The organism is Campylobacter pinnipediorum subsp. caledonicus (genome assembly GCF_002022005.1).
Lineage (GTDB): Bacteria > Campylobacterota > Campylobacteria > Campylobacterales > Campylobacteraceae > Campylobacter_A > Campylobacter_A caledonicus.
Window position 1 is genome coordinate 1,361,026 of record NZ_CP017258.1, and the last position, 21,371, is coordinate 1,382,396.

The following is a 21,371-nucleotide window of genomic DNA, read 5'->3' on the forward strand; positions in this document are numbered from 1 at the left end:
CAAAATTTCAATTTAAAGTAGATAATGAAAAATAAAAACAAAATAGCTATAGTAAAACTTTCCGCACTTGGTGATATAGTGCATTCGGTTATAGTTTTGCAATTTATAAAGAAACATGTACCAAACTCACATATAACATGGATAGTAGATGAGCGTTTTGCAGATATCTTAAGAGATCATTCATTGATAGATGAGCTTGTTGAAATACCACTAAAAGATAAAAAAATACTAAAATGTTATAAAATATTAAAAAATTTAGATAATTTTGATGTGGTTATAGATATGCAGGGGCTTTTAAAATCAGCTATAGTATCAAGAATAATAGGAAAAAATATATATGGTTTTGGCATAGATAGCGTAAAAGAAAACATAGCTTCATTATTTTACAAACACAAACTCAAAATTGACTATAATGAAAATATCATAATAAGAAATTTATCACTTGTATCTTTTGCTCTTGATTTTAAATTTGACAAAAATGACATAATAAACAAAAATCCTTGTTTTGATATAAGCCCAAAAGAAAAAAACAGCAAAAATACAATAATCATAGCCCCATTTGCAAGTGAAGATAATAAATGTTATGATAAATTTAAAGATGTTATAAATTTATTAAAAGAGTATGAAATTTATATAACTCACGCAAACGATAAAGAGCTAAAATCAGCCGAAAAACTAACAAAAAATACCCATGCAAAACTGTTAGAAAGAAAAAATCTAAAAGAGATGATAAAAGCAATATCTCAAACTGATTTAGTAATAGGAAATGATAGCGGATTAACTCATATTGCATGGGCTGTAAATACCCCATCAATCACTCTTTTTGGAAATAGGCCAAGTAAAAGAAATGCATTTAAAACAAATGTAAATTTGGTAGTAGATATGGGAAAACAACCTGATGCAAAAAGTATCAACAAAAACGACTTTTGCATAAAAGAGATACTTCCTGAAACAGTTGCAAATTTCGCAAAAAGGATATTAAATGGATAAAGTTTACATATTTGGTTTTTACTTTTTAAAAACTTTAATAGCCATAACTCCATCATGTATCCACAATATTTTTATTAAATTTATGGCCTTTGTATATATGAAAACAAACAAAAAAAGATTTAAGGTCATTATGACAAATCTTGATTTAGCTTTTGAAGATAGCCTTACATATGAGCAAAAACTAAATATAGCAAATAAAGTATATATAAATTTCGCAAATTTTTTAGGAATAAATTTTATAAAGAACCAAGATTCAACAAAAGAAAAAATTTTAGATAGGGTTGTTTTTAAAAACGAAAATTTCTTAACAAAAGCTATAAAAGACAAAAGAAGCATAATAATACAAAGCGCTCATTGTGGTGAATGGGAGCTTATACCTTTAGCAATAGCTGCAAAATTTGGAAAAGGAAGTGTTATAGGAAGAAAATTGGACAGTAATGCTATGCAAAAAATTTTACAAAAAAATAGAACACAATTTAATCTTGAATTGATAGATAAAAAAGACGGGATAAAACAAATATTAAAATCAATAAAAGATGGAAGAATGATTGGAATATTAGTAGATCAAAATACAGCAAAAAAAGAAGGAATTGAAGTAAGCTTTTTTAACAAAAGAGCTTTACATACCCCATCAGCAAGTGTAATTGCAGAAAAAACAAATTCAATAATTATACCAACTTTGATTCACAAATTAAATGAGAACAAAAACGAAATTTGTTTTTTTGAACCAATAGACCCAAATGATTATCAAAACATGAAAAAGCATGAAGCAATACTACAAATGACACAAAAACAAGCTGATATAACAGAATATTTTATAAGACAAAATCCAGATGAGTATTTTTGGTTTCATAAAAGATTTAAGCATTTTTACGAGGATAAATATGAAAATTAGCATTGTAATGCTAACTTTTAATAGCGAAAAATACCTAAAAAAAGCTCTTAAAAGCATTGAGTTTGCAGATGAAGTCGTGATAATAGACAATGGCTCAACTGATAAAACTAAACAAATATGTAGCGAGTTTAAAAATACCAAATTTATCTTTCAGCAATGGCTTGGATTTGGCAAACAAAAATCATTTGGAGTAAATCAAGCAAAAAATGATTGGATTTTCGTGCTTGATAGTGATGAAATTTTTACAAAAAAACTAGAAAATGAAATCAAATATTTATTGCAAAATCCAAAGTTCTTTGCTTACAAAGTAGCTAGGCTTAATTATTTTTTTGACAAACCCATAAAACAAATGGGGCTTTATCCTGATCATAGTGTGAGATTTTTTAATAAAAATCATGCTAATTTTAACGATAAAGAAGTTCACGAAAGTGTTGTTTTATTTGATGATAAAAATAAAATTGGGGTTTTAAAAAATCATTTTTTGCATTATGCCTATGAAAACATAGAGCAGTTTATAAATAAACAAAACAGATATTCAACTCTTGGAGCTAAGAAAAATAGGTTAAAAGCAATAATAAATCCTGCCTGGACATTTTTTAAGCTTTTTGTTTTAAAAGGCGGATTTATGGCTGGTTGGCGTGGGTATGTCATAGCGAAAATTTATTCACAATACACTTTTTGGAAATACATAAAATGAAAATACTAGTAATGAAATTTAGAAACATAGGGGATGTTTTATTAACAACACCGCTTTTATCAAACCTAAAACACCATTTTCCTGATGCACAAATAGACTTTGCATTAAATAAAGGATGCGAAGCTGTTTTACAAGATAATCCAAATATAAACAAAATACACATCTATGATAGACAAGCTACTAAAAGCAATGGAATTTTCAAAAGAATACTTACTGAGCTTAGATTTATAAAGGCTATCAAAAAAGAAAAATACGACATAGCGATACAAACAACAACTGGCGATAGAGGTATTATAATAGCAAAATATGCCAAAATAAAAAAAATCATTAGTTTTGAAGGCAAAAATAAAGCTATAAATAAACTAATAACCGATAAAGTGTTAAAATCAAAATGGGACACACATACCATTGATAGAAATTTAGAGATTTTAAAAGTTCTAAATTTAAAACCTATACATAAAAAAGTAGAGATTTTTTTTGACAAAAACAATATAAACCATTTAGACTTACCAGAAAATTTTATACATGTTCATCTAACCAGTAGATGGATATTTAAATGTATCAAAGATGAAACAATGGCAGAGATAATAGATTTTTGTGAAAATAAAATGCAGACAAAAGTAGTAATAACAGCAGATAATAACGAGATAGAAAAAAACAAAGTAAAATCTGTAATTAATATATGCAAAAGCAGTCCAATAAATTTAAGCGGTAAGTTAAGCCTAAAACAAGTAGCAGCCCTAAATAAAAAATCATTACTTTTTATAGGTGTTGATACAGCCATAATGCATATAGCAGCCGCCAATGATACACCAGTTATAGCATTTTTTGGTCCTAGTGGGGTTTTTGAATGGGGCCCGTGGGATAATAATTTAACGCAAAATGAATACAAAAATATAAATGGAAATCAAAAAATGGGCAAACATTGTGTTTTTCAAAAAAATTGGGACTGTGTTCCTTGTGGGCAGGATGGATGTAATGGAAGCAAAATTAGCAACTGCCTTATGGATTTTGATATCGACGATATAAAAAATGCAATATCATCAAATATAAAAAATAAACTTACTTTTTAATCTTTGAATATATATCAAAAATCATCTTGTTTTGATATATAAACATAGTTTTTGCAAGCCAAAAGGAGCTATTTTTAACAGCTATTCTTTTAACTTCATCCAAAACACCATCATTTAAATTCATACCTCTTTTTGTTGTATAAAACATCTCATAGCCTATGTCTTTGGCTATTTGAAGCTTTTGATTATCATATTTTCCTCTTGGCCAGCAAAGCTGTTTATCATCAAAGCCGAGTCTAGTTTTTATAGTGTTTTTGCATTGCATAAGATCTTGTTCAAATGGCAAATCTTCAAAATATCCATCTGTATGTCCATCTGTATGCGAATGAAAGTCAAACACATCTTTCATTTTATAAATTTCATCCCAATTTAAAAAAACTCCAGCTGGATTTATTGGAGCACTTTTTTTAGCTTCATTATGTTGAAGTGGTAAAAACTCCGCTTTTTTTATAGAGTTTTGTTCGCTTGCTTTTTCTATCCAAGATGTAACCAAAAAAATCGTAGCTTTAAGACCTAATTCTTTTAAGATAGGATAAGCATAGTAATAATTATTTCTCCAGCCATCATCAAATGTTATAAAAACTGATTTTTTGGGTATATCTATCAAGCCTTTTTTATAGTCAAAAAACTCATCCGATGTCAAGGTCTTATATCCATTTTTTGCTAAAAAACTCATTTGGCTTTTAAACTGCTCTACACTACTAGATATAAATCCAGCCTTTGGTAAAATATGATGATACATTAAAACTACTACACTCAATGTAAGCCTTTTGTATTTACAATAATTCTTTTTTTGGTTTTCTTGAAAAAAGTCTATTTATTTTATCAAATAAAATAAGTGTTTTGCAAATTTTATTCAAGTCATCTGTTTTATGGATATATTTTAATAATATTTTATATTTAAGTCTAATCTTTTTAAACTCATCATATTCAAATATTTCAGAAATATTTTCTTTTATAAATGTTAATAACTTTACATAATTTTCATTTTGTAAATTTGGATAAAATCTTAAAAACTCTATATATATTCTTTTTATTTTCCTTTGTTGTATTTTTTTAATTAATTCTTGCGAATAATTAAAATTAGTTTTTATTAAAAAATCAGTAATATCGGCACAAACATAATAAAAATCAACAAAGCCACTATAACTAATTCTAGCTATACTACTCATATTACTATCCCCTACTCGATAATAATAAAACGCTTCATCTAGTTTTACTATTTTATTAGATAAAAAGATATTTTTAGTAGTAATACAAAAATCTTCTGATAAAAATACTCCAGCAGGAAAACTATGTTTTTTTATAATATCAGTTTTTATAATTTTATTCCAAATAGCATTTTTAACACTTCTACCAGATAATATTGAATTCAAACAATCATTTTTATCAACAATGCTAATTTTATCATTAATTTGCTTATTTGTTAAAAGAACACAATCTTTCATATATCTTGGTGTATGGGGGGGGGTATGACCATAATGTTCATAATAGTCGGTAACAACCATATCTGCATTATGCTTTTTAGCGATATTGTATGTTTTTTCAGCATAATCGTCTTTTACAAAGTCATCTGCATCAACAAATATGACATATTCGCCTTGAGCCAATTCTATTCCATGATTTCTAGCAGCACTAGAGCCTTGATTTGACTGTGTTACTATTTTTAATCTTTCATCATTATGGCTTTGCAAAATTTCAATAGTTTTATCAGTGCTTCCATCATTTATTGCTATTATTTCTATATCTTTTAAGGTTTGATTTATTAGACTATCTATACACTCTTTTAGATGTTTTTCTTTATTATATATTGGAACAATAAAACTCACTTTTATATTTTTTTGCATTTTATTCCTTTTTAGTTTCTATAAAATTAAACAAATCATCGGCTATTATTTTATAATTTCTATTACTCAAAAGAGATTCAAGCCCTAAATTATTCATATTATTTAACTCTTGTCTATCCACACCACATATTACATCAACAGTTTTGGCTATATTATTATCAACAAAAAACATACTATTTTTATCAAATAGACTATTGCACTCATTGACTTTTGAACTAAAGCTAACCAAACCACAAGCATAATAGTCCATTACTTTTGTAGGCGAGCAAAGATCATAAAGCTTATTTATAGGAACATAAAAACAACCTATATCAAAATCTTGCATAATCTCAAAAATACGATTTTTTTCAACAAAATGATGCAATAAAAAACGACTATCATTTGGTAATATTTTTTTGGTATATTCATAGTCTTTGGTATAAATTTCAAATACAAAATCACTTTTTGCTTTTGAAAATTCATTAAAGAAATATTTCAAATTTCTATTTATATCAACAGCCCCTATATAGATAAACTTTTTTATGCCTTGTTTGTTTGTTTTAGTATATTTTACATCTTCTTCATTTAAACCCATTGGTAGCGGCAGAACTTTTGTTTTAATGCCTTTGAAAAATTCATCTACCATTAAATTTGATATGGGGAAAAACCCATCGCACTTATTTATAAATTTTCTATATAAAAATAAGTTAATTTTATATTTTATAAATTTAAAAAGAACATTTTTATTTTTTATCTTTGCTTCGTGATAAGGCCTATAAAAATGAGGAAAACTTAATTGAAAATACAATTTAAATCCAAATTTTAATTTTAGTCTTACTGCGTTTCTTAAAACATCTAAAAAGTTCCTAACCATGACAAAATCAACACAATCTAACTTTAAAAATTTATCATTTATGATTTCCAATGCCTTACTTCTATCTTTTTTTAGTATATAAATATCATTATTTACAAGCTTGCAAGTATCGGTAAAATAAACAATATACACATTAAAATAATTTTTTAAATACCCATTTATAACATTTTGTATAAAACTGTGATTAAAATTCTCATCTTTGTCGCTTATAAATAAAAGTGTTTTCATTTATATTTTATTCTCCTACCTTATTATTAATTTTTTAAAATTTCCAAAATTAATATATTTAAAGTTGGTTTATACTCAAGAATCTAATTTTAAAAATTGTAAAAAACATGATAAATTTTTATAGTATTTATAAAGCATTAATAACCTCTTGTAATTTTATATAAACATTATTTGCTGTTATTTTTTCCATCAAATAACTATAGTCTTTGTGTTTTGAATATGTTTCATCTGCTATAAAATCTACTTTTATAAACTTATGCAAATCAGTATCAAAATTTGGCATCAATAAATAAGGATTTGTAACACCAAACAATGCTATTATAGGGGTTCTTAATGCTGCGGCTATATGTAAAGGCCCTGTATCCAAAGTAACCAAAGCATCAAGCTCGCCAATAATAGCAGCAGCCTCTGAAAGGTTAAATTTTCCAGCTATATTTAAAACCCTATTGTTGTTTATTTTTTCTTCTAAAATATTAGTTAAAACTTTTTCTTGTGGGCTACCCGTTAAAACTATTCTAGTATTATTATTTTTAAGTATCAAATTAGCAAGTTCACACCATCTTTCAATTGTCCACATTCTAGAATTAGTACTAGCACATATTTGAAAGCCTATAATTTTTTGACCATGTTTGCGTTTTAATATTGTTCTTGCTATATTTCTATCGTTTTCATTTAAAAAAAGTTGCATTCTTGTATCTGTGCTTTTAATGCCTATAAATTCTAATTGTTGAAGCCTACTTAAAACTACATGTGTATTTTCAGGGTAAGGAGTTGGTTTATTTGAGTTTAAAAAATTAAAATAATTTCTATCATTTGGCAATTTAAAAATATATTTTACACCGCTTAAAAAAGCCAAAGGTGTAGCTTGCGGTTCATTTGAATGCAATAAAAATGCTATATCTATATTTTTAGATTTTAAGATATTTCTTATTTTTAAAAAACTTTTCCAACGACCATTATACAAAACTATTTCATCTAAATTTGGATCATTTTCAAAAAGCTTTGCATTTTTTGGATTTAATAAAGCTATGGTTTTTACATCGGGGTAGTGTTGTTTAAAAACTCTAAAAACAGGAGTGCTAAACAATGTATCTCCTATAGCTGTATTGCTAAAAAAACAAACTGTCTTAAAAGGCTCTTTTACCAAATCTGTTTTTACAACACTCTTGTTTTTTAAAATAAACTTTAAAAGCCTTTCAGATAGTTTCATATAAAATCTCCGTTTTTTTAACCATTTGTTCTATTGAAAAATTATTATAGACATATTCTCTTGCGTTTTTGCCAAATTTATATCTTAGCCCCTTGTCTTGCACTAATTTAAATATTGCATTTTTAAGCTCTTCTTTATTATCTAAATTAAAAACAAATCCTGTTTTATTATCCAAAACAACTTCCACAATACCACCAACATTACTTCCTATGCAAGGCACTTCACAACTTCCGGCTTCCAATAAAACAGTGCCAAGTGCCTCCATTTTAGAAGGTAAAACAAAAATATCAAAACTACCCATAAAATCAGCAACATCAGTCCTGTTTCCAAGCATAAATATGTTTTTATTGTCTTTTGTTATCTCTTTTAAATAATCTTCTTGCGGCCCATCACCGACAATAATCAAAGCACATTTTTCTAGATTAAGTTCATTGAAGGCATTTATTAAAAATTCGTGATTTTTAGCACCTCTTAATACAGCTACAATACCAATAACAACCGTATTAGATGCCAAATTTAGCTCTTTTTTTATATCTTTTTTGAAATTTGGGTTAAACTTTTTAGTATCAACACCCGTATAAACAACATCTATTAAATTTTCTTTAACACCTTTGTTAATTAAACTATATTTTGTAGCATTTGATACAGCAACAACTTTGGTGCATAAATTATAACTCATTGAAGAACTTATAGGAGTTTGTAAATGCCTTGTCCTAATAACTTTAACTTTACAAATTTTACCAACTATAGAGCCTATTATTCCATCTTTTCCTGAGTGGGTTGATATAATTTTAATATCATTTTTTTTAACAAAACGACATATTTTAATAATTTCAAAAATATTATAAATTTTTCTAAGATCAAACTCAACGAATTCACAATCTATATCTTTTATAAAACTAGTAGAACCTTTATTTAAACCATAAAAAACTTTAAATTTTTGTTTATTGAGTCCATTTATGACACGCTGGGTTCTATGCTCTTGACCACCAAACCCTTTGGAACTTTCAAGCTCAAGTATATTTATCATTCTTATCCTAAAATTAGTTTAAAACACAATAATTGTAGTATGGGTTTAATAAGATTATAACCAAATTTTTATTAATTTTATTATAAAATCGTTGAATGAAAAAATTAACATTTTTAAGAATGAATCCAAAAGCAGTTGGTGGAGCAGAGATTTATCTATCAAGACTAACACAAGCTTTAAAAAATGAAAATATACGTTGTGAGATAAAAAGCCTAAAAATGCCAAAGCTTATAAGCTCTTGGATAAAGGCTTTGATATTCAACAAATATGCAAGGTTTTCAAAAAAAGATGATATTTATTTTAGTTTAGAAAGAATTGACTCAGCCGATATTTATAGGGCTGGGGATGGCGTTCATAAAGTATATATGAAAAGTAAAAAATTTTGGTTTTCAAACCCTTTAAATTTCGTATATCCATACCTTGAAAAAAAATGCTTTACAAACTCAAAACTTATAATAGCAAACTCAAATTTTATAAAAAAACAGATTGTTGATACATATGATATAAAAAATGAAAAAATAAAAGTTATATATAATGGTGTAAAACTACAAGATGATTTTGACAAAAATGAGTTTAAACAAGCAATATGCAAAGAGTTAAATATAGACATAAAAACACCGATAATACTCTTTGTTGGAAGTGGTTTTAAAAGAAAAGGCGTTGATGTCTTTTTAAATATGCTTTCAAAAATGGATCAAAATTTCAATGCCATCATAATAGGAAAAGATAAAAAATTAAATAATTACAAGAGCAAATCAAAAGAACTTGGGCTAGAAAACAAGGTCTTTTTTATGGGTGCCAGAAAAGATGTAGATAGATATTATAAAGCTAGTGATATTTTTATATTTCCTACAAAATACGAGCCATTTTCAAATGTAGTTTTGGAAGCATTAAGCTTTAAGAATGTCGTATTTACAACATCTAGCAATGGAGCAAGTGAAATTTTATCAGAAAAATTTGTGATAAAAAATGATGATTTTATTCAAAATATAAAGTTTATAAATAAGTTGTTGGCCGATAAAGATTTGTTGCAAAAAGAACAAAATAGCTCTTTTGAACTCGTTAAAAATTTCAGCATAGAAAAAAATGCAAAAGAAACTATATCAGCTATAAAAAGCATTGTAAAATGAGAATTTTCATAGAACTTCCAACTTGGCTTGGCGACTGCATAATGGCAACACCTGCTATACAAAGCTTGGTGGAAAATTTTCCGGATTGTAAGATAGTTTTTTTTGGCTCTTTTGTTAGTACGGAAATTTTAAAATCTCACAAAAACTGCGAATTTACAATCATAGACGAAAGCAAAAAACATAGCTTTAGATGGCTTTATATTTTTAAGATTTGTAAAAAAATAGGCAAATTTGATCTTGGCATTAGTTTTAGAAGCTCATTTACAAGCTATGTATTGCTTAAATTTATCAAAGCAAATAAAAAACTACAGTTTAAAAAAATAAAAACAAGCATTCATCAAGCAAACAAATATCTAAATTTTGTAAAAGATAGTTTAAACATAAAAAAAATAAACGATGATTTGTATATACCAATAAATAAAGAAGATACAAAAAACTATATAGGAATAAACCCTGGTGCTACATATGGAAGTGCTAAAAAATGGTATCCTGAATACTTTGCAGAAGTTGCAATAAAAATGGATAGAAATTATGAATTTTTAATATTTGGTTCAAAAAATGAATCAAAAATTTGTGATGAAATATCTGAAATTTTACAAAAAAACGATATAAATTTTAAAAATTTATGCGGAAAAACAAATATACAAGAACTTTGCAAATACATAAGCTCTTTAAAGCTCTTTATTACAAACGATAGCGGACCTATGCATATAGCGGCTAATTACAAAATACCAACGATAGCTCTTTTTGGTCCAACAAAATATAACGAAACAAGTCCTTTCAAAAACAAAAACGCACATTTGTTGCACCTAGATCTGACCTGTCAGCCTTGCATGAAAAGAATATGCCCCATAAAAACTCACGAGTGCATGAAAAACCTAACTCCTGATATAGTTATAAAAAAAATAAAGGAAATTGGATTTTGAAATTAGAGTTTTTGATGGATATACAAACACAAGATTATTTTTTTGAGTTTATAACACAACTTGATTGTGATCTTATAATAATGAAAAACCTAAACATACTAAAAACCAAAAATCCATATGATTTTATGCAGGAAAATGGATATATAAATTTCTTCATTCATTCGCCTATATTTGGAGAGCTTGATATACATACAGACAATAATTTTATAGGTTTTAGTGAACTCACATCACCTATTATATTTTTTAATAACTCGCCAATATTTGAAAAAGAAAGAACAATAAAAAAAGGTAAAATTTATATAAGACCAAACTATATGAAAGATAATGAAATACAAAAAAAATCAGAAAATTTGATAAATTATTACAGTAAAATAAGTTATTGGATAAACAAAAACATACCATTAAAGCAGATAAATACTGAGTTTAATAGTATGCAAATCAGAATATCGGATAGTATTTTTAGCAAAATACAAAATTATAAAATCTTATAAAGACTCAATAAATTTTAGAGTTTGAGATGCATCGCTTTGAACATCTTTAACATCGTGTTGATGTATTAATTTTGAGTTTTTAAAAATCAATGTTTGTCTAAAATAAAATTTATTACCATCATTTGTTGTAAAAGTTTTAAGCCCTAGCTCTTGTTCTAGTATAAATTTTTCATCATTTAAAAATATAAAATCAGCTCCAACTTCTTGCTTAAAGGCCTTTTGTTTTTCAAAACCATGTGAACCTAATGCAACTATCTTGAAATTATTTTTCAAAAACTCATTTTTTAAATCTTGATAGCTTTTAGTTTGCAAGGTGCAACCTGTCATACCCTCTTTGTTTTTCAAATCATCATCTAAAAACTTACTGCTTTGACCCATTTTTGGATACAAAAACACAACACAATCATTGGTTTTTATAAACTCTGAAAAATCAAATTCTACACCATCTATGTCTTTTAAAATCACATTATTTCCTTTTATTTAAAATTATTTTTTGTTTTTAAATTTAAAAAGTATAACAAAAATAAAATACCAAAACTAAAAACAAGCATGCACATAGAGTATATATTTGCTTTGTCATAATCAAGCATTTCAACTGATTCAAATATCGCTATACTAGCAACCCTCGTCTCATCTCCTATACTTCCACCTATCATCAAAACAACCCCGAACTCTCCCATAGTATGAGCAAAACTTATAACCAAAGCTGTAAGCAAACTTGATTTTATATTTGGCAAAGCAACAAAACAAAGAGTTGCAAGCCTTCCTTTACCAAGAGAATAACTTGCTTCAAAAAGATTATTTTTTAAATTTGCAAAACCAGATTGAAGTGGTGAGAACATAAAAGGTAAGGAATAAATACAGCTGGCAACAACCAAACCATAAAAATTAAAAACCAAGCGAATATCAAAAGTATTTTCTATAAATTTTCCAAAAGTAGAATATGGAGATAAAAAAAGCAATAGATAAAATCCAAGCACACTAGGCGGCAATACCAAAGGAAGCGATACAAGAGATTCAAAAAATGGTTTAAATCTAAAATCAAATCTTGCAAAAAAATATGCCAAAGGTGTAACTAATATAAATAAAATAAAAGTAGTAATTAAAGAGAGTTTTAACGATACGTAAAAAGGGGAAAAATCTATACTAAACATAAACGATCCAAATGTAAAATTATTTTTTTATATTTTACATAATAGATAATAAATTGTGGTTTAAAAAGCCAACTCAAAAAAGAGTTGGCTAAAAATTAAAGAGCTTTTATTTTTACATTATAGTCTTTGTATAAACCTGTTCCAACTGGAATCATACGACCAAGTATAACGTTTTCTTTTAGATCTTCTAAATAATCAAATTTAGCTGCAATAGAAGCCTCTGTCAGTACCTTTGTAGTTTCTTGGAAAGAAGCAGCAGATATAACACTATCACTTCCAATGGCAGCCCTAGTAACACCAAGCAATACAGGTTCTGCGATAGCAGGCTCTCCACCTATTCTCATAATACGCTCGTTTTCTTCTTTAAACTTAGCTCTAGAGATGAGGTCTCCAACGATAAAGTTAGTATTTCCACTATCAACTATCTTAACTTGACGCAACATTTGAGAAACTATTATTTCAATATGTTTATCAGCTATCGCAACACCTTGACTACGATAAACTTGCTGAATTTCACTTATCAAATAATAATGTAACGCTTTTTCACCAAGTATTCTTAATATATCATGGCTTGATATAAGACCATCTGTTAGTTTTTCGCCAGCATGAACAAACTCCCCGCTTCTTACTTGAATTTGACGTGTTTTATCTATCAAGTATTCAGCACTTGTTCCATCTTCGGCTTCAATAATAATTCTTTCCTTAGAGCGAAGAGGTTTATCAAATCTAACAACACCATCAATTTCAGCAATAACAGCTGTATTTTTAGGACGTCTTGCTTCAAACAACTCACTAACGCGAGGAAGACCACCAGTAATATCTTTTGACTTAGCAACAGCTTTTGGAGTCTTAGCCAAAATATCAGCCTGAGCAACACTAGCTCCATCTGAAACAAATATAGCTGTCTTAGGATCTAACTGATATCTTATCAAGCCACCATTTTTAGTAGCTACTATAATAGTAGGCTTAACACCACTTGGAAGATATTCATTTACAACCAAACGACTTTGACCTGTTGCTTCATCAAATTGTTCTGATACGCTATATCCAGGTTCTATATCTTCAAAACTAACAACGCCTGATTCCTCAGCAATAATAGGAGTAGAATAAGGATCCCACTCAGCAATAATAAGCTTATCGTTACTATCAGGAAGAGCTACTACACTACTTGCAGACACATCTGAATTATCATCTAATTCTATTATAGAGTTTCTAGGAATATAATGTCTAACAGCTTCTCTTCCATCTTTATCAGAAACTATTACAAATAAACCTTTTTGCTCTACTTTTTGACCTTTTTTGATATCTTTTACCCTATCTAGATAATCGCCTTTTAGAATAAAGTATTTTATAGCTCCTTCAGCACCAGCTAATATCTTCTGAGTTACAGGTTCACCGTCTTGTATTTTAAGTTCACTTGCAAAAGGAATACGATTTGGAACATTCCATCCCTCTTTAATTACTTCAACTATACTTTCGTTTTCAGCTATCTCATCACCATTAGAATAAGGAATATAAAGCTTTCCTTCTATCTTTCCACTTACACCAGCAAGCTCATTAGGTTTAGCTAAATCACCACGTCTTATGGTATATTTAACCTCTTCTTTTTTATTCTTAACAGTTACATTTATATCTTCGTGAGCTGTTTCTATCTCTATAGTACCATTTATGGCAGATTTTATTTTTGGTTCAACCAAAAGTACAGCAGCACTTCTTCTATTAGCTACTATAATCTTTCCATTATTTTCATAAGTATTTAAATTATAATACCTTATAAAGCCCTCTTTTTGAGCCACTATCTGTCTATCTTGCTGTTCAGTAGAAGCAGTACCACCTATGTGGAATGTTCTAAGAGTAAGCTGTGTTCCTGGCTCACCAATAGACTGAGCTGAAATAATACCAACAGCCTCGCCTGGTTTGACTAATTTACCCTCTCCTAGGTTTATACCATAACATTTAGCACAAACGCCTTTTGCAGCTTTACAAGTTATAGGAGTTCTTATACTAACAGCTTTGATTCCTGATTCGCTAAGTACTTTTGACTTCTCTTCATCCATCAAAGTGCCTTCGCTAAATAAAATTTCATTTGTTATAGGATCAATAACATCATCAGCTAAAACTCTACCAAGAACTCTTTCTTCAAGGCTTTCTATAAGCTCACCATTTTCAGTGATTTCAGTTATTTCAACACCTTCGTGAGTACCGCAATCGTGCATAGTAACCTTAACATTTTGAGCAACATCTATTAGTTTTCTTGTTAGATAACCAGCATTCGCTGTTTTTAGTGCAGTATCCGCAAGACCTTTTCTAGCACCGTGGGTAGAGATGAAGTATTCCATCATATTTAGACCTTCACGGAAGTTAGAAACGATAGGTGTTTCAATAATAGAGCCATCAGGTTTTGCCATAAGACCACGCATACCAGCAAGCTGACGAATCTGAGCCGCACTACCCCTAGCACCAGAGTCTGCCATCATATAAATTGAGTTAAATCCGCCTTTATCATTCTTAACAAGGTTCATCATCTCACTAGCAACAGAGTTGTTTGTATCTGTCCAGATATCAACTATTTTGTTGTATCTTTCAGAATCTGTCAACAAACCACCACCATACTGTTTTTGTATATCGCGAACTTTTTTCTTAGCTTCATCTATAAGCTTTTGTTTATTTTCAGGAACAATAATATCAGCAATAGATATAGAAATACCAGCTTTTGTAGCATATCTAAAACCTAAATTTTTAAGCTTATCTAAAAACTCAGCTGTAACTTCTAATCCGCCATTTTTATAAACATAATCAACCAACGCTGATATATCTTTTTTCTTCATAACCTTGTTCCATAAATTTTCAGGAACAAAATCAGGTATGATAGAACGAAGTATAAGTCTACCAGCAGTTGTAAATATAGTACGTCCATCAACTATTGTTTTTATCTTAGCATGCAGGCCTAAAGAGTGTGCTTCTTCGGCTATCATAACTTCATCAACGCTAGCAAAAATTTTATTTGCGCCCAATACATCATCTCTTTGTAAGCTTAGATAATAAATTCCTAAAACCATGTCCTGCGAAGGAACTGTTATAGCCTTACCGCTTGCTGGAAGCAAGATATTCATGGAACTAAGCATAAGTATCTTACATTCTGAAATAGCTTCTTGGCTAAGTGGAACGTGAACAGCCATCTGGTCACCATCAAAGTCAGCATTAAATGCAGCACAAACAAGAGGGTGTAGTTGTATAGCTTTACCTTCAACCAAAACAGGGTGAAATGCTTGAATTGACAATTTATGTAGTGTAGGTGCACGGTTTAACATAACTGGATGGTCTTTAACAACCTCTTCAAGACACTCCCAAACCTCATTAGTCTTGTCTTCTATCATCTTTTTGGCTTGTTTTACAGTTGTAGCATATCCTTTTTCTTCAAGACGAGCTAGCAAATGTGGCTTAAATAATTCAAGTGCCATTTTCTTAGGCAATCCGCACTGATCCATTCTTAACTTTGGTCCAACAACAATAACTGAACGACCAGAGAAGTCGACACGCTTACCAAGCAAGTTTTGACGGAAACGTCCTTGCTTTCCTTTTATTATTTCAGAAAGTGATTTTAAAGGACGCTTATTTGCACCTTTTACTGCATTTGCTCTTCTACCATTATCAAAAAGTGCATCAACTGCTTCTTGAAGCATTCTTTTTTCATTTCTAATAATAATCTCAGGCGCATCAAGTTCCATTAAACGCTTTAATCTACTATTTCTATTTATAACTCTACGATACAAGTCATTTACATCAGATACAGCAAATTTTCCACCATCAAGACTAACAAGAGGTCTTAGGTCAGGTGGTAAAACAGGTAAATTGGTTATCATCATCCATTCAGGGCGGTTACCAGAGTTTAAAAAGCTTTCAACGACTTTTAGGCGTTTTACGATACTTTTTTTCTTAGCCTCTGAATTTGTAGTTTCCATATCTGCTTTAAGATTAAATAAAATATCAGTTAAATCAAGCTCTGCAAGCATATCGTGAATAACTTCACCCCCCATTCTTGCAGAAAAACCATTATTTTCATAACGTTGCAATAAAAGCTGATATTGCTCTTCATTTAAAACATCATATTTTTCTACTTTTTTTGTATTTTCATTATCATAAAAAGCATCTCCTGGAGTTTCAACTATATATGCTTCATAGTATAACACACGCTCCAAGTCTTTCATTTTTATACCAAGCAATGTACCTATTCTACTTGGCAAAGAGTTAACATACCAAATATGAGCAACTGGAGTTACTAGCTCTATATGTCCCATACGAGATCTTCTAACTTTAGAACTTGTTACTTCAACACCACATTTTTCACACTTAATACCTTTGTAACGCATTTTTTTGTATTTTCCACAAAGGCACTCATAATCACGAATAGGGCCAAAAATTTTTGCACAAAAAAGACCATCGCGCTCAGGTTTTAAAGTTCTATAGTTTATAGTTTCTGGTTTTTTTACCTCTCCGTAGCTCCAAGATTTGATTCTCTCAGGGCTAGCCAAACGAAGTTGAAAGGCCTCAAAATCACGAGGTCTTTGCTCTTCTTTTATCTCAATAGGTTTTAACTCATTCATCTGATTCATCCTTATCATATATCTCAACATCAAGTGCCAATGATTTTAACTCATTTGTAAGAACAAAAAATGTTTCAGGAATTCCTGTCTCAGGAACATTTTCACCACGAGTCAACGCCTTGTAAGCTGACAATCTTCCCTCTATATCATCTGATTTAACTGTTAACATTTCACGAAGTGTATGAGCCGCTCCATAAGCTTCAAGCGCCCAAACCTCCATCTCTCCAAATCTTTGACCACCAAATAATGCTTTGCCACCAACTGGTTGCTGAGTAACCAAGCTATAAGGTCCTGTACTTCTTGCATGCACTTTCTCATCAACAAGGTGGTGAAGTTTTAACATATACATACAACCAACATTAACTCTTTCTCTTATCTTAGAGCCAGTTCTTCCATCATAAAGTTCAGTTTTACCATCGCTATCAATCTTAGCCATTTCAAAAAGTTTTGCAAATTCTTCTGGTTTTACACCTTCAAAGATAGGAGTAGCAAATCTGACACCTTTACTCCAATCTCTAGCATACTTAATAAGCTCTTCATCACTTAAAGCATTTAGTGCTTTTTCAGCGTTCATAAGACTAGAAACACTTGCTATTTCTATCATTTTAGCTCTTAAATTAGCTACCCATTCGCCTTTTTTATCTTCAAAAATTTCAGCTATTTGCTCACCCAAACGATATCCAACAAGACCCAAATGGCTTTCTAAAATTTGACCTATATTCATACGGCTTGGAACACCAAGTGGATTTAGAACTATATCTACAATCTGACCACTTGGAAGATATGGCATATCAACCTCTGGAACTATATTTGAAACGATACCTTTATTACCGTGACGACCAGCCATTTTATCACCGACTTTTAGTTTTCTCTTGGTAGCTATATAAACTTTAACAAGTTTGACAACACCACTAGGTAAAATATCATCTTTGCCTAAAATTTCTATCTTAGCGTCATGTTCTTCTTTTAGTTTTTTCTTCTCATTTTGGAAGTGATTTTTTAACTCTTCATATTGTTTTTGAATTTCTTTAGAAAAACTTTTAACTATTGAGTTTAAAGTAAAACGGTTAATACTTTCAAACTCAGCCTTATCTATAATATCACCTTTTTTATACTCTTTTTTGTTTACAACTTGTTCTACAGCCAAAGGATTTTTTGATAATAAAGATGTAACTTTTAACATCTCTTCTCTATCAAGCATTAAAAGTCTATCATGATGTTCTTTTTCTAATTCAGCTTTTTCATCCTCGTAGGCTTTATTAGCTCTATTATCTTTTTCATAACCTTTTTTTGTGAAAATTTTAACATCAACAACAACACCTTCCATAGAAGCTGTAGCATAAAGTGATTTATTTACAACATGTCCGGCTTTTTCTCCAAAAATGGCACGCAATAAACGCTCTTCTGGAGTTGGTTTGACTTCACCCTTTGGAGAAACTTTACCAACTAAAATCATGCCTGGTTTTACTTCGGTACCTATCTTGACAATTCCGCTCTCATCAAGATGTAACAAATCTTCTTCTTTTATATTTGGTATATCTTTTGTTATCTCTTCAACGCCATCTTTAAGCTCTCTAGCTTCTATCTCTTTTTCATAAATATGAACACTTGTAAATGCATCTTCACGAATCATTCTTTCGTTTATAACAATAGCATCCTCATAGTTATATCCATTCCAAGGCATGAAAGCTATTAGGGCGTTTTTACCTATAGCAAGTTCGCCTAGTTCCATACTAGAACCATCGGCTATAATTTGACCAGCTTTTATTTCTTCACCTTTTCTTACAATAGGATGTTGAGAAAAAGTAGTGTTCTGGTTTGTTCTAAGATTTTTTTCAAGAGAGTAGTGATCTATAAATGGGCCAGCCTCATCTTCGCCTAATATAAATATATTTTTATTATCGACTTTCTCAACAACACCGCCACGTTTAGCTTTTATATTTTCCCAAGCATCACGAGCAATAACACTCTCCATACCAGTACCAACAATAGGAGCTGTAGCTTGCAATAAAGGCACAGCCTGTCTTTGCATGTTTGAACCCATCAAAGCACGGTTAGCATCATCATGTTCCAAAAATGGTATCAAAGAAGCAGCAACACCAGCTATCATACCAGAACATAAGTCTATAAGAGTTACTTCTTCACGACGAGCAAGCATCATCTCTCCATCTCGTCTAACTTCAAGTAAATCTTCTATAATATATCCATTTTTATCTAGACCTGTTGACGCTGGAGCAATTACATTATTTTCTTCTTGTGTAGCAGTTAAATAAACTATCTCATCAATCACTTTGCCATCAACAACTTTTTTATAAGGTGCCTCAACAAAACCAAGATCATTAACCTTAGCATATGTAGAAAGTGTATTTATAAGACCTATATTTTGACCTTCTGGGGTTTCAACAGGACAAATCCTTCCATAGTGTGTCGGGTGAACGTCACGTACTTCAAATCCAGCACGTTCTTTAACCAAACCACCTTCACCAAGCGCAGACAATCTTCTTTTGTGTGTTACTTCGCTAAGCGGGTTTGTTTGATCCATAAACTGACTAAGCTGTCCACCTGTGAAGAATTCCATAATAGTCGCCGTTATCATCTTTGGATTAATTAAATCATAAGGCATAACTTCATCTATATTGTTGCTAAGACCTGTAAATTTATCACGAATAGCTTTTTGCATTTTAACAAAACCAAGATGAAGCTCATTAGCTAATAATTCTCCAATTGAACGTATTCTACGATTACCAAGGTGATCTCTGTCGTCTATATGACCTTGTCCATTTTTAACCTTAATAAGATATTTAGCTGTTTTTAATATATCTTCGTTTGTCAAAACAGAGACATATTCTGGGACATCTATACCAAGTTTATGATTCATTTTCATACGACCAACACTTGTTAGATCATATCTTTCAGGATTAAAGAATATATCATTAACAAAAGTTTTAGCAGCTTCTTTAACAACAGGTTCACCAGGTCTCATAACCTTATAAATTCTTATAGCTGATAAATCATTTTCATCATCAATACCTTCTGACTGCTTAAGAAGCTTTAAAGTCTCTGCGTCAGCAATAAATGAGTTAATAATTGCATCATCTACACCTAAAGCAGAGTTGTTTATTATCTCCATCTCTGTGTATTCATTTACGATTTTTATAAGTTTATTTTCATCAAGTTGAGACAATGTATCATAAAGAACCTCTCCGCTCTCAGCATTTACAAGAGGGCTTGCAAGATATCTACCAATCAATCCTTCAATAGGATATTCAACGGTTTTAAGACCATCTTCTATCAATTTGTCTATTTTTTTCTTAGTTAATCTTTTTCCAGCCTGATGAACAACATTTCCATTTTCATCTTTAATATCATATTCAACCCTTCCTATATAATCATCTGGGTTAAAAGGGGTTAAAAATTTATTATTTTTAATATATAAAGTTTGTATAGGATAAAATAATTTAATTATATCTTGTTTTTTATAACCAAGTGCTCTAAACAATATAGTAACAGGCACTTTTCTACGTTTATTAATTCTTACATATAAAACATCTTTTGTATCATATTCAAAATACAGCCAAGAACCTCTATCAGGTATAATTTGAGCTGTGTATATTAATTTATTTACAACTGTTGAGCTTTCTTCTTGTTTGAAAATAACTCCTGGGCTTCTGTGTAATTGATTTACAACAACACGTTCAACACCATTTATTATAAATGAAATTCTATCTGTCATTAGTGGAATTTCACGTATAAAAATTTCTTGTTCTTTTATATCTTTTATGCCAATTTTTTCGCCAGTTTTTTCATCTTTTTCATGAACTATTAGACGAATTTTCATTTTTAAATTAACAGAGTATGTAAGACCTCTTTCTATACATTCTCTTATTGTGTATTTTGGTTTTCCTATTTCTGAGCTAACATATTCCAAACTTAAACGATTTTGTGCATCATGTATAGGAAAAATTGATCTAAAAACTTTTTCTATTCCACTTTCTGTTTGTGAATTATCTAAATTTAAAAAATTATCAAAGCTTTTTTTTTGCAATTGTAATAAGTTAGGAACATCTATCTCTTTAACAACATCCGAAAAATCAACTCTTAATCGATTTCCTGAGTATAAACTATTTAACATTGATCTACCTCGTGGTAATTTTGAAAGAAAAGTATTGAGCCTTTTATAAGGCATCTAAATTTAAAATAAGAGAGCAAAGGCTCTCTTATGGGAATTTTCATAAATATTAAA

General features: G+C 29.7%; 16 protein-coding genes. 7 read left to right on the plus strand and 9 right to left on the minus strand.

What is annotated here, in order from left to right; translation table 11 throughout:
• Positions 1–24: 24 nt before the first annotated feature.
• From waaC to rfaQ, 4 genes are read left to right on the plus strand one after another with little or no spacing between them, the layout of a single operon-like run.
• Complete coding sequence (waaC, locus tag CPIN18021_RS06960) at positions 25–990, plus strand: lipopolysaccharide heptosyltransferase I (protein WP_078424709.1); 966 nt, start codon at positions 25–27, stop codon at positions 988–990.
• A complete protein-coding gene (locus CPIN18021_RS06965) occupies positions 983–1,885 on the plus strand; it encodes a lipid A biosynthesis lauroyl acyltransferase (RefSeq protein ID WP_078423716.1) in 903 nt (300 codons plus the stop codon). The genes waaC and CPIN18021_RS06965 overlap by 8 nt, the downstream gene beginning before the upstream one ends.
• Positions 1,875–2,582 (plus strand): glycosyltransferase family 2 protein, encoded by a 708-nt coding sequence (locus CPIN18021_RS06970; RefSeq protein ID WP_078424710.1) that lies wholly within the window; start codon positions 1,875–1,877, stop codon positions 2,580–2,582. The genes CPIN18021_RS06965 and CPIN18021_RS06970 overlap by 11 nt, the downstream gene beginning before the upstream one ends.
• A complete protein-coding gene (gene rfaQ / locus CPIN18021_RS06975) occupies positions 2,579–3,655 on the plus strand; it encodes a putative lipopolysaccharide heptosyltransferase III (protein ID WP_078424711.1) in 1,077 nt (358 codons plus the stop codon). Before CPIN18021_RS06970 ends, rfaQ begins: the two co-directional genes overlap by 4 nt.
• Here rfaQ and CPIN18021_RS06980 read toward each other — a convergent pair.
• The 5 genes from CPIN18021_RS06980 to CPIN18021_RS07000 all read right to left on the minus strand — a co-directional run bounded on the left by CPIN18021_RS06980 (position 3,645) and on the right by CPIN18021_RS07000 (position 8,823).
• The gene (locus CPIN18021_RS06980; RefSeq protein WP_078423719.1) at positions 3,645–4,415 is read right to left on the minus strand and encodes a polysaccharide deacetylase family protein; all 771 of its coding nucleotides are present in this window, start codon (positions 4,413–4,415) and stop codon (positions 3,645–3,647) included. The two genes, rfaQ and CPIN18021_RS06980, sit on opposite strands and share 11 nt — an antisense overlap.
• Before the next feature lie 16 nt (positions 4,416–4,431).
• Complete coding sequence (locus CPIN18021_RS06985) at positions 4,432–5,502, minus strand: glycosyltransferase (RefSeq protein ID WP_078424712.1); 1,071 nt, start codon at positions 5,500–5,502, stop codon at positions 4,432–4,434.
• 1 nt (position 5,503) lies between these two features.
• On the minus strand, positions 5,504–6,583 hold the full coding sequence (locus CPIN18021_RS06990; protein WP_078424713.1) for a glycosyltransferase family protein: 1,080 nt from the start codon (positions 6,581–6,583) through the stop codon (positions 5,504–5,506).
• 127 nt (positions 6,584–6,710) lie between these two features.
• On the minus strand, positions 6,711–7,793 hold the full coding sequence (locus tag CPIN18021_RS06995) for a glycosyltransferase family 9 protein (RefSeq protein WP_078424714.1): 1,083 nt from the start codon (positions 7,791–7,793) through the stop codon (positions 6,711–6,713).
• A complete protein-coding gene (locus CPIN18021_RS07000; protein WP_078424715.1) occupies positions 7,780–8,823 on the minus strand; it encodes a glycosyltransferase family 4 protein in 1,044 nt (347 codons plus the stop codon). Before CPIN18021_RS07000 ends, CPIN18021_RS06995 begins: the two co-directional genes overlap by 14 nt.
• A 95-nt stretch (positions 8,824–8,918) precedes the next feature.
• Here CPIN18021_RS07000 and CPIN18021_RS07005 point away from each other — a divergent pair, with 95 nt between their 5' ends.
• From CPIN18021_RS07005 to CPIN18021_RS07015, 3 genes are read left to right on the plus strand one after another with little or no spacing between them, the layout of a single operon-like run.
• Complete coding sequence (locus CPIN18021_RS07005; RefSeq protein WP_078424716.1) at positions 8,919–9,953, plus strand: glycosyltransferase family 4 protein; 1,035 nt, start codon at positions 8,919–8,921, stop codon at positions 9,951–9,953.
• Positions 9,950–10,879, plus strand: coding sequence for a lipopolysaccharide heptosyltransferase II (waaF, locus tag CPIN18021_RS07010; RefSeq protein ID WP_078424717.1), 930 nt, complete (start codon positions 9,950–9,952; stop codon positions 10,877–10,879). The genes CPIN18021_RS07005 and waaF overlap by 4 nt, the downstream gene beginning before the upstream one ends.
• Complete coding sequence (locus CPIN18021_RS07015) at positions 10,876–11,370, plus strand: hypothetical protein (protein ID WP_078423727.1); 495 nt, start codon at positions 10,876–10,878, stop codon at positions 11,368–11,370. Before waaF ends, CPIN18021_RS07015 begins: the two co-directional genes overlap by 4 nt.
• Here the strand turns inward: CPIN18021_RS07015 and CPIN18021_RS07020 are convergent.
• The 4 genes from CPIN18021_RS07020 to rpoB form a co-directional block, all read right to left on the minus strand.
• Positions 11,365–11,835: a thioredoxin domain-containing protein gene (locus CPIN18021_RS07020; RefSeq protein ID WP_226995911.1), complete on the minus strand. Its 471-nt coding sequence runs from the start codon at positions 11,833–11,835 to the stop codon at positions 11,365–11,367. The two genes, CPIN18021_RS07015 and CPIN18021_RS07020, sit on opposite strands and share 6 nt — an antisense overlap.
• An 11-nt stretch (positions 11,836–11,846) precedes the next feature.
• Entirely contained in the window at positions 11,847–12,524 is a 678-nt protein-coding gene (modB, locus tag CPIN18021_RS07025) for a molybdate ABC transporter permease subunit (protein WP_078423728.1), read from the minus strand.
• 95 nt (positions 12,525–12,619) lie between these two features.
• Entirely contained in the window at positions 12,620–17,128 is a 4,509-nt protein-coding gene (gene rpoC / locus CPIN18021_RS07030) for a DNA-directed RNA polymerase subunit beta' (protein ID WP_078423729.1), read from the minus strand.
• Positions 17,121–21,260, minus strand: a complete 4,140-nt coding sequence (gene rpoB, locus CPIN18021_RS07035) for a DNA-directed RNA polymerase subunit beta (protein WP_078423730.1) — start codon at positions 21,258–21,260, stop codon at positions 17,121–17,123. The genes rpoC and rpoB overlap by 8 nt, the downstream gene beginning before the upstream one ends.
• Positions 21,261–21,371: the final 111 nt, after the last annotated feature.

What these genes read in the sequence shown, in the direction of transcription:
- waaC (WP_078424709.1), top strand. Translation starts at nt 25, where the DNA reads ATGAAAAATAAAAACAAAATAGCTATAGTAAAACTTTCCGCACTTGGT.
- CPIN18021_RS06965 (WP_078423716.1), top strand. Translation starts at nt 983, where the DNA reads ATGGATAAAGTTTACATATTTGGTTTTTACTTTTTAAAAACTTTAATA.
- CPIN18021_RS06970 (WP_078424710.1), top strand. Translation starts at nt 1,875, where the DNA reads ATGAAAATTAGCATTGTAATGCTAACTTTTAATAGCGAAAAATACCTA.
- rfaQ (WP_078424711.1), top strand. Translation starts at nt 2,579, where the DNA reads ATGAAAATACTAGTAATGAAATTTAGAAACATAGGGGATGTTTTATTA.
- CPIN18021_RS06985 (WP_078424712.1), bottom strand. Translation starts at nt 5,502, where the DNA reads ATGCAAAAAAATATAAAAGTGAGTTTTATTGTTCCAATATATAATAAA.
- CPIN18021_RS06990 (WP_078424713.1), bottom strand. Translation starts at nt 6,583, where the DNA reads ATGAAAACACTTTTATTTATAAGCGACAAAGATGAGAATTTTAATCAC.
- CPIN18021_RS06995 (WP_078424714.1), bottom strand. Translation starts at nt 7,793, where the DNA reads ATGAAACTATCTGAAAGGCTTTTAAAGTTTATTTTAAAAAACAAGAGT.
- CPIN18021_RS07000 (WP_078424715.1), bottom strand. Translation starts at nt 8,823, where the DNA reads ATGATAAATATACTTGAGCTTGAAAGTTCCAAAGGGTTTGGTGGTCAA.
- CPIN18021_RS07005 (WP_078424716.1), top strand. Translation starts at nt 8,919, where the DNA reads ATGAAAAAATTAACATTTTTAAGAATGAATCCAAAAGCAGTTGGTGGA.
- waaF (WP_078424717.1), top strand. Translation starts at nt 9,950, where the DNA reads ATGAGAATTTTCATAGAACTTCCAACTTGGCTTGGCGACTGCATAATG.
- modB (WP_078423728.1), bottom strand. Translation starts at nt 12,524, where the DNA reads ATGTTTAGTATAGATTTTTCCCCTTTTTACGTATCGTTAAAACTCTCT.
- rpoC (WP_078423729.1), bottom strand. Translation starts at nt 17,128, where the DNA reads ATGAATGAGTTAAAACCTATTGAGATAAAAGAAGAGCAAAGACCTCGT.
- rpoB (WP_078423730.1), bottom strand. Translation starts at nt 21,260, where the DNA reads ATGTTAAATAGTTTATACTCAGGAAATCGATTAAGAGTTGATTTTTCG.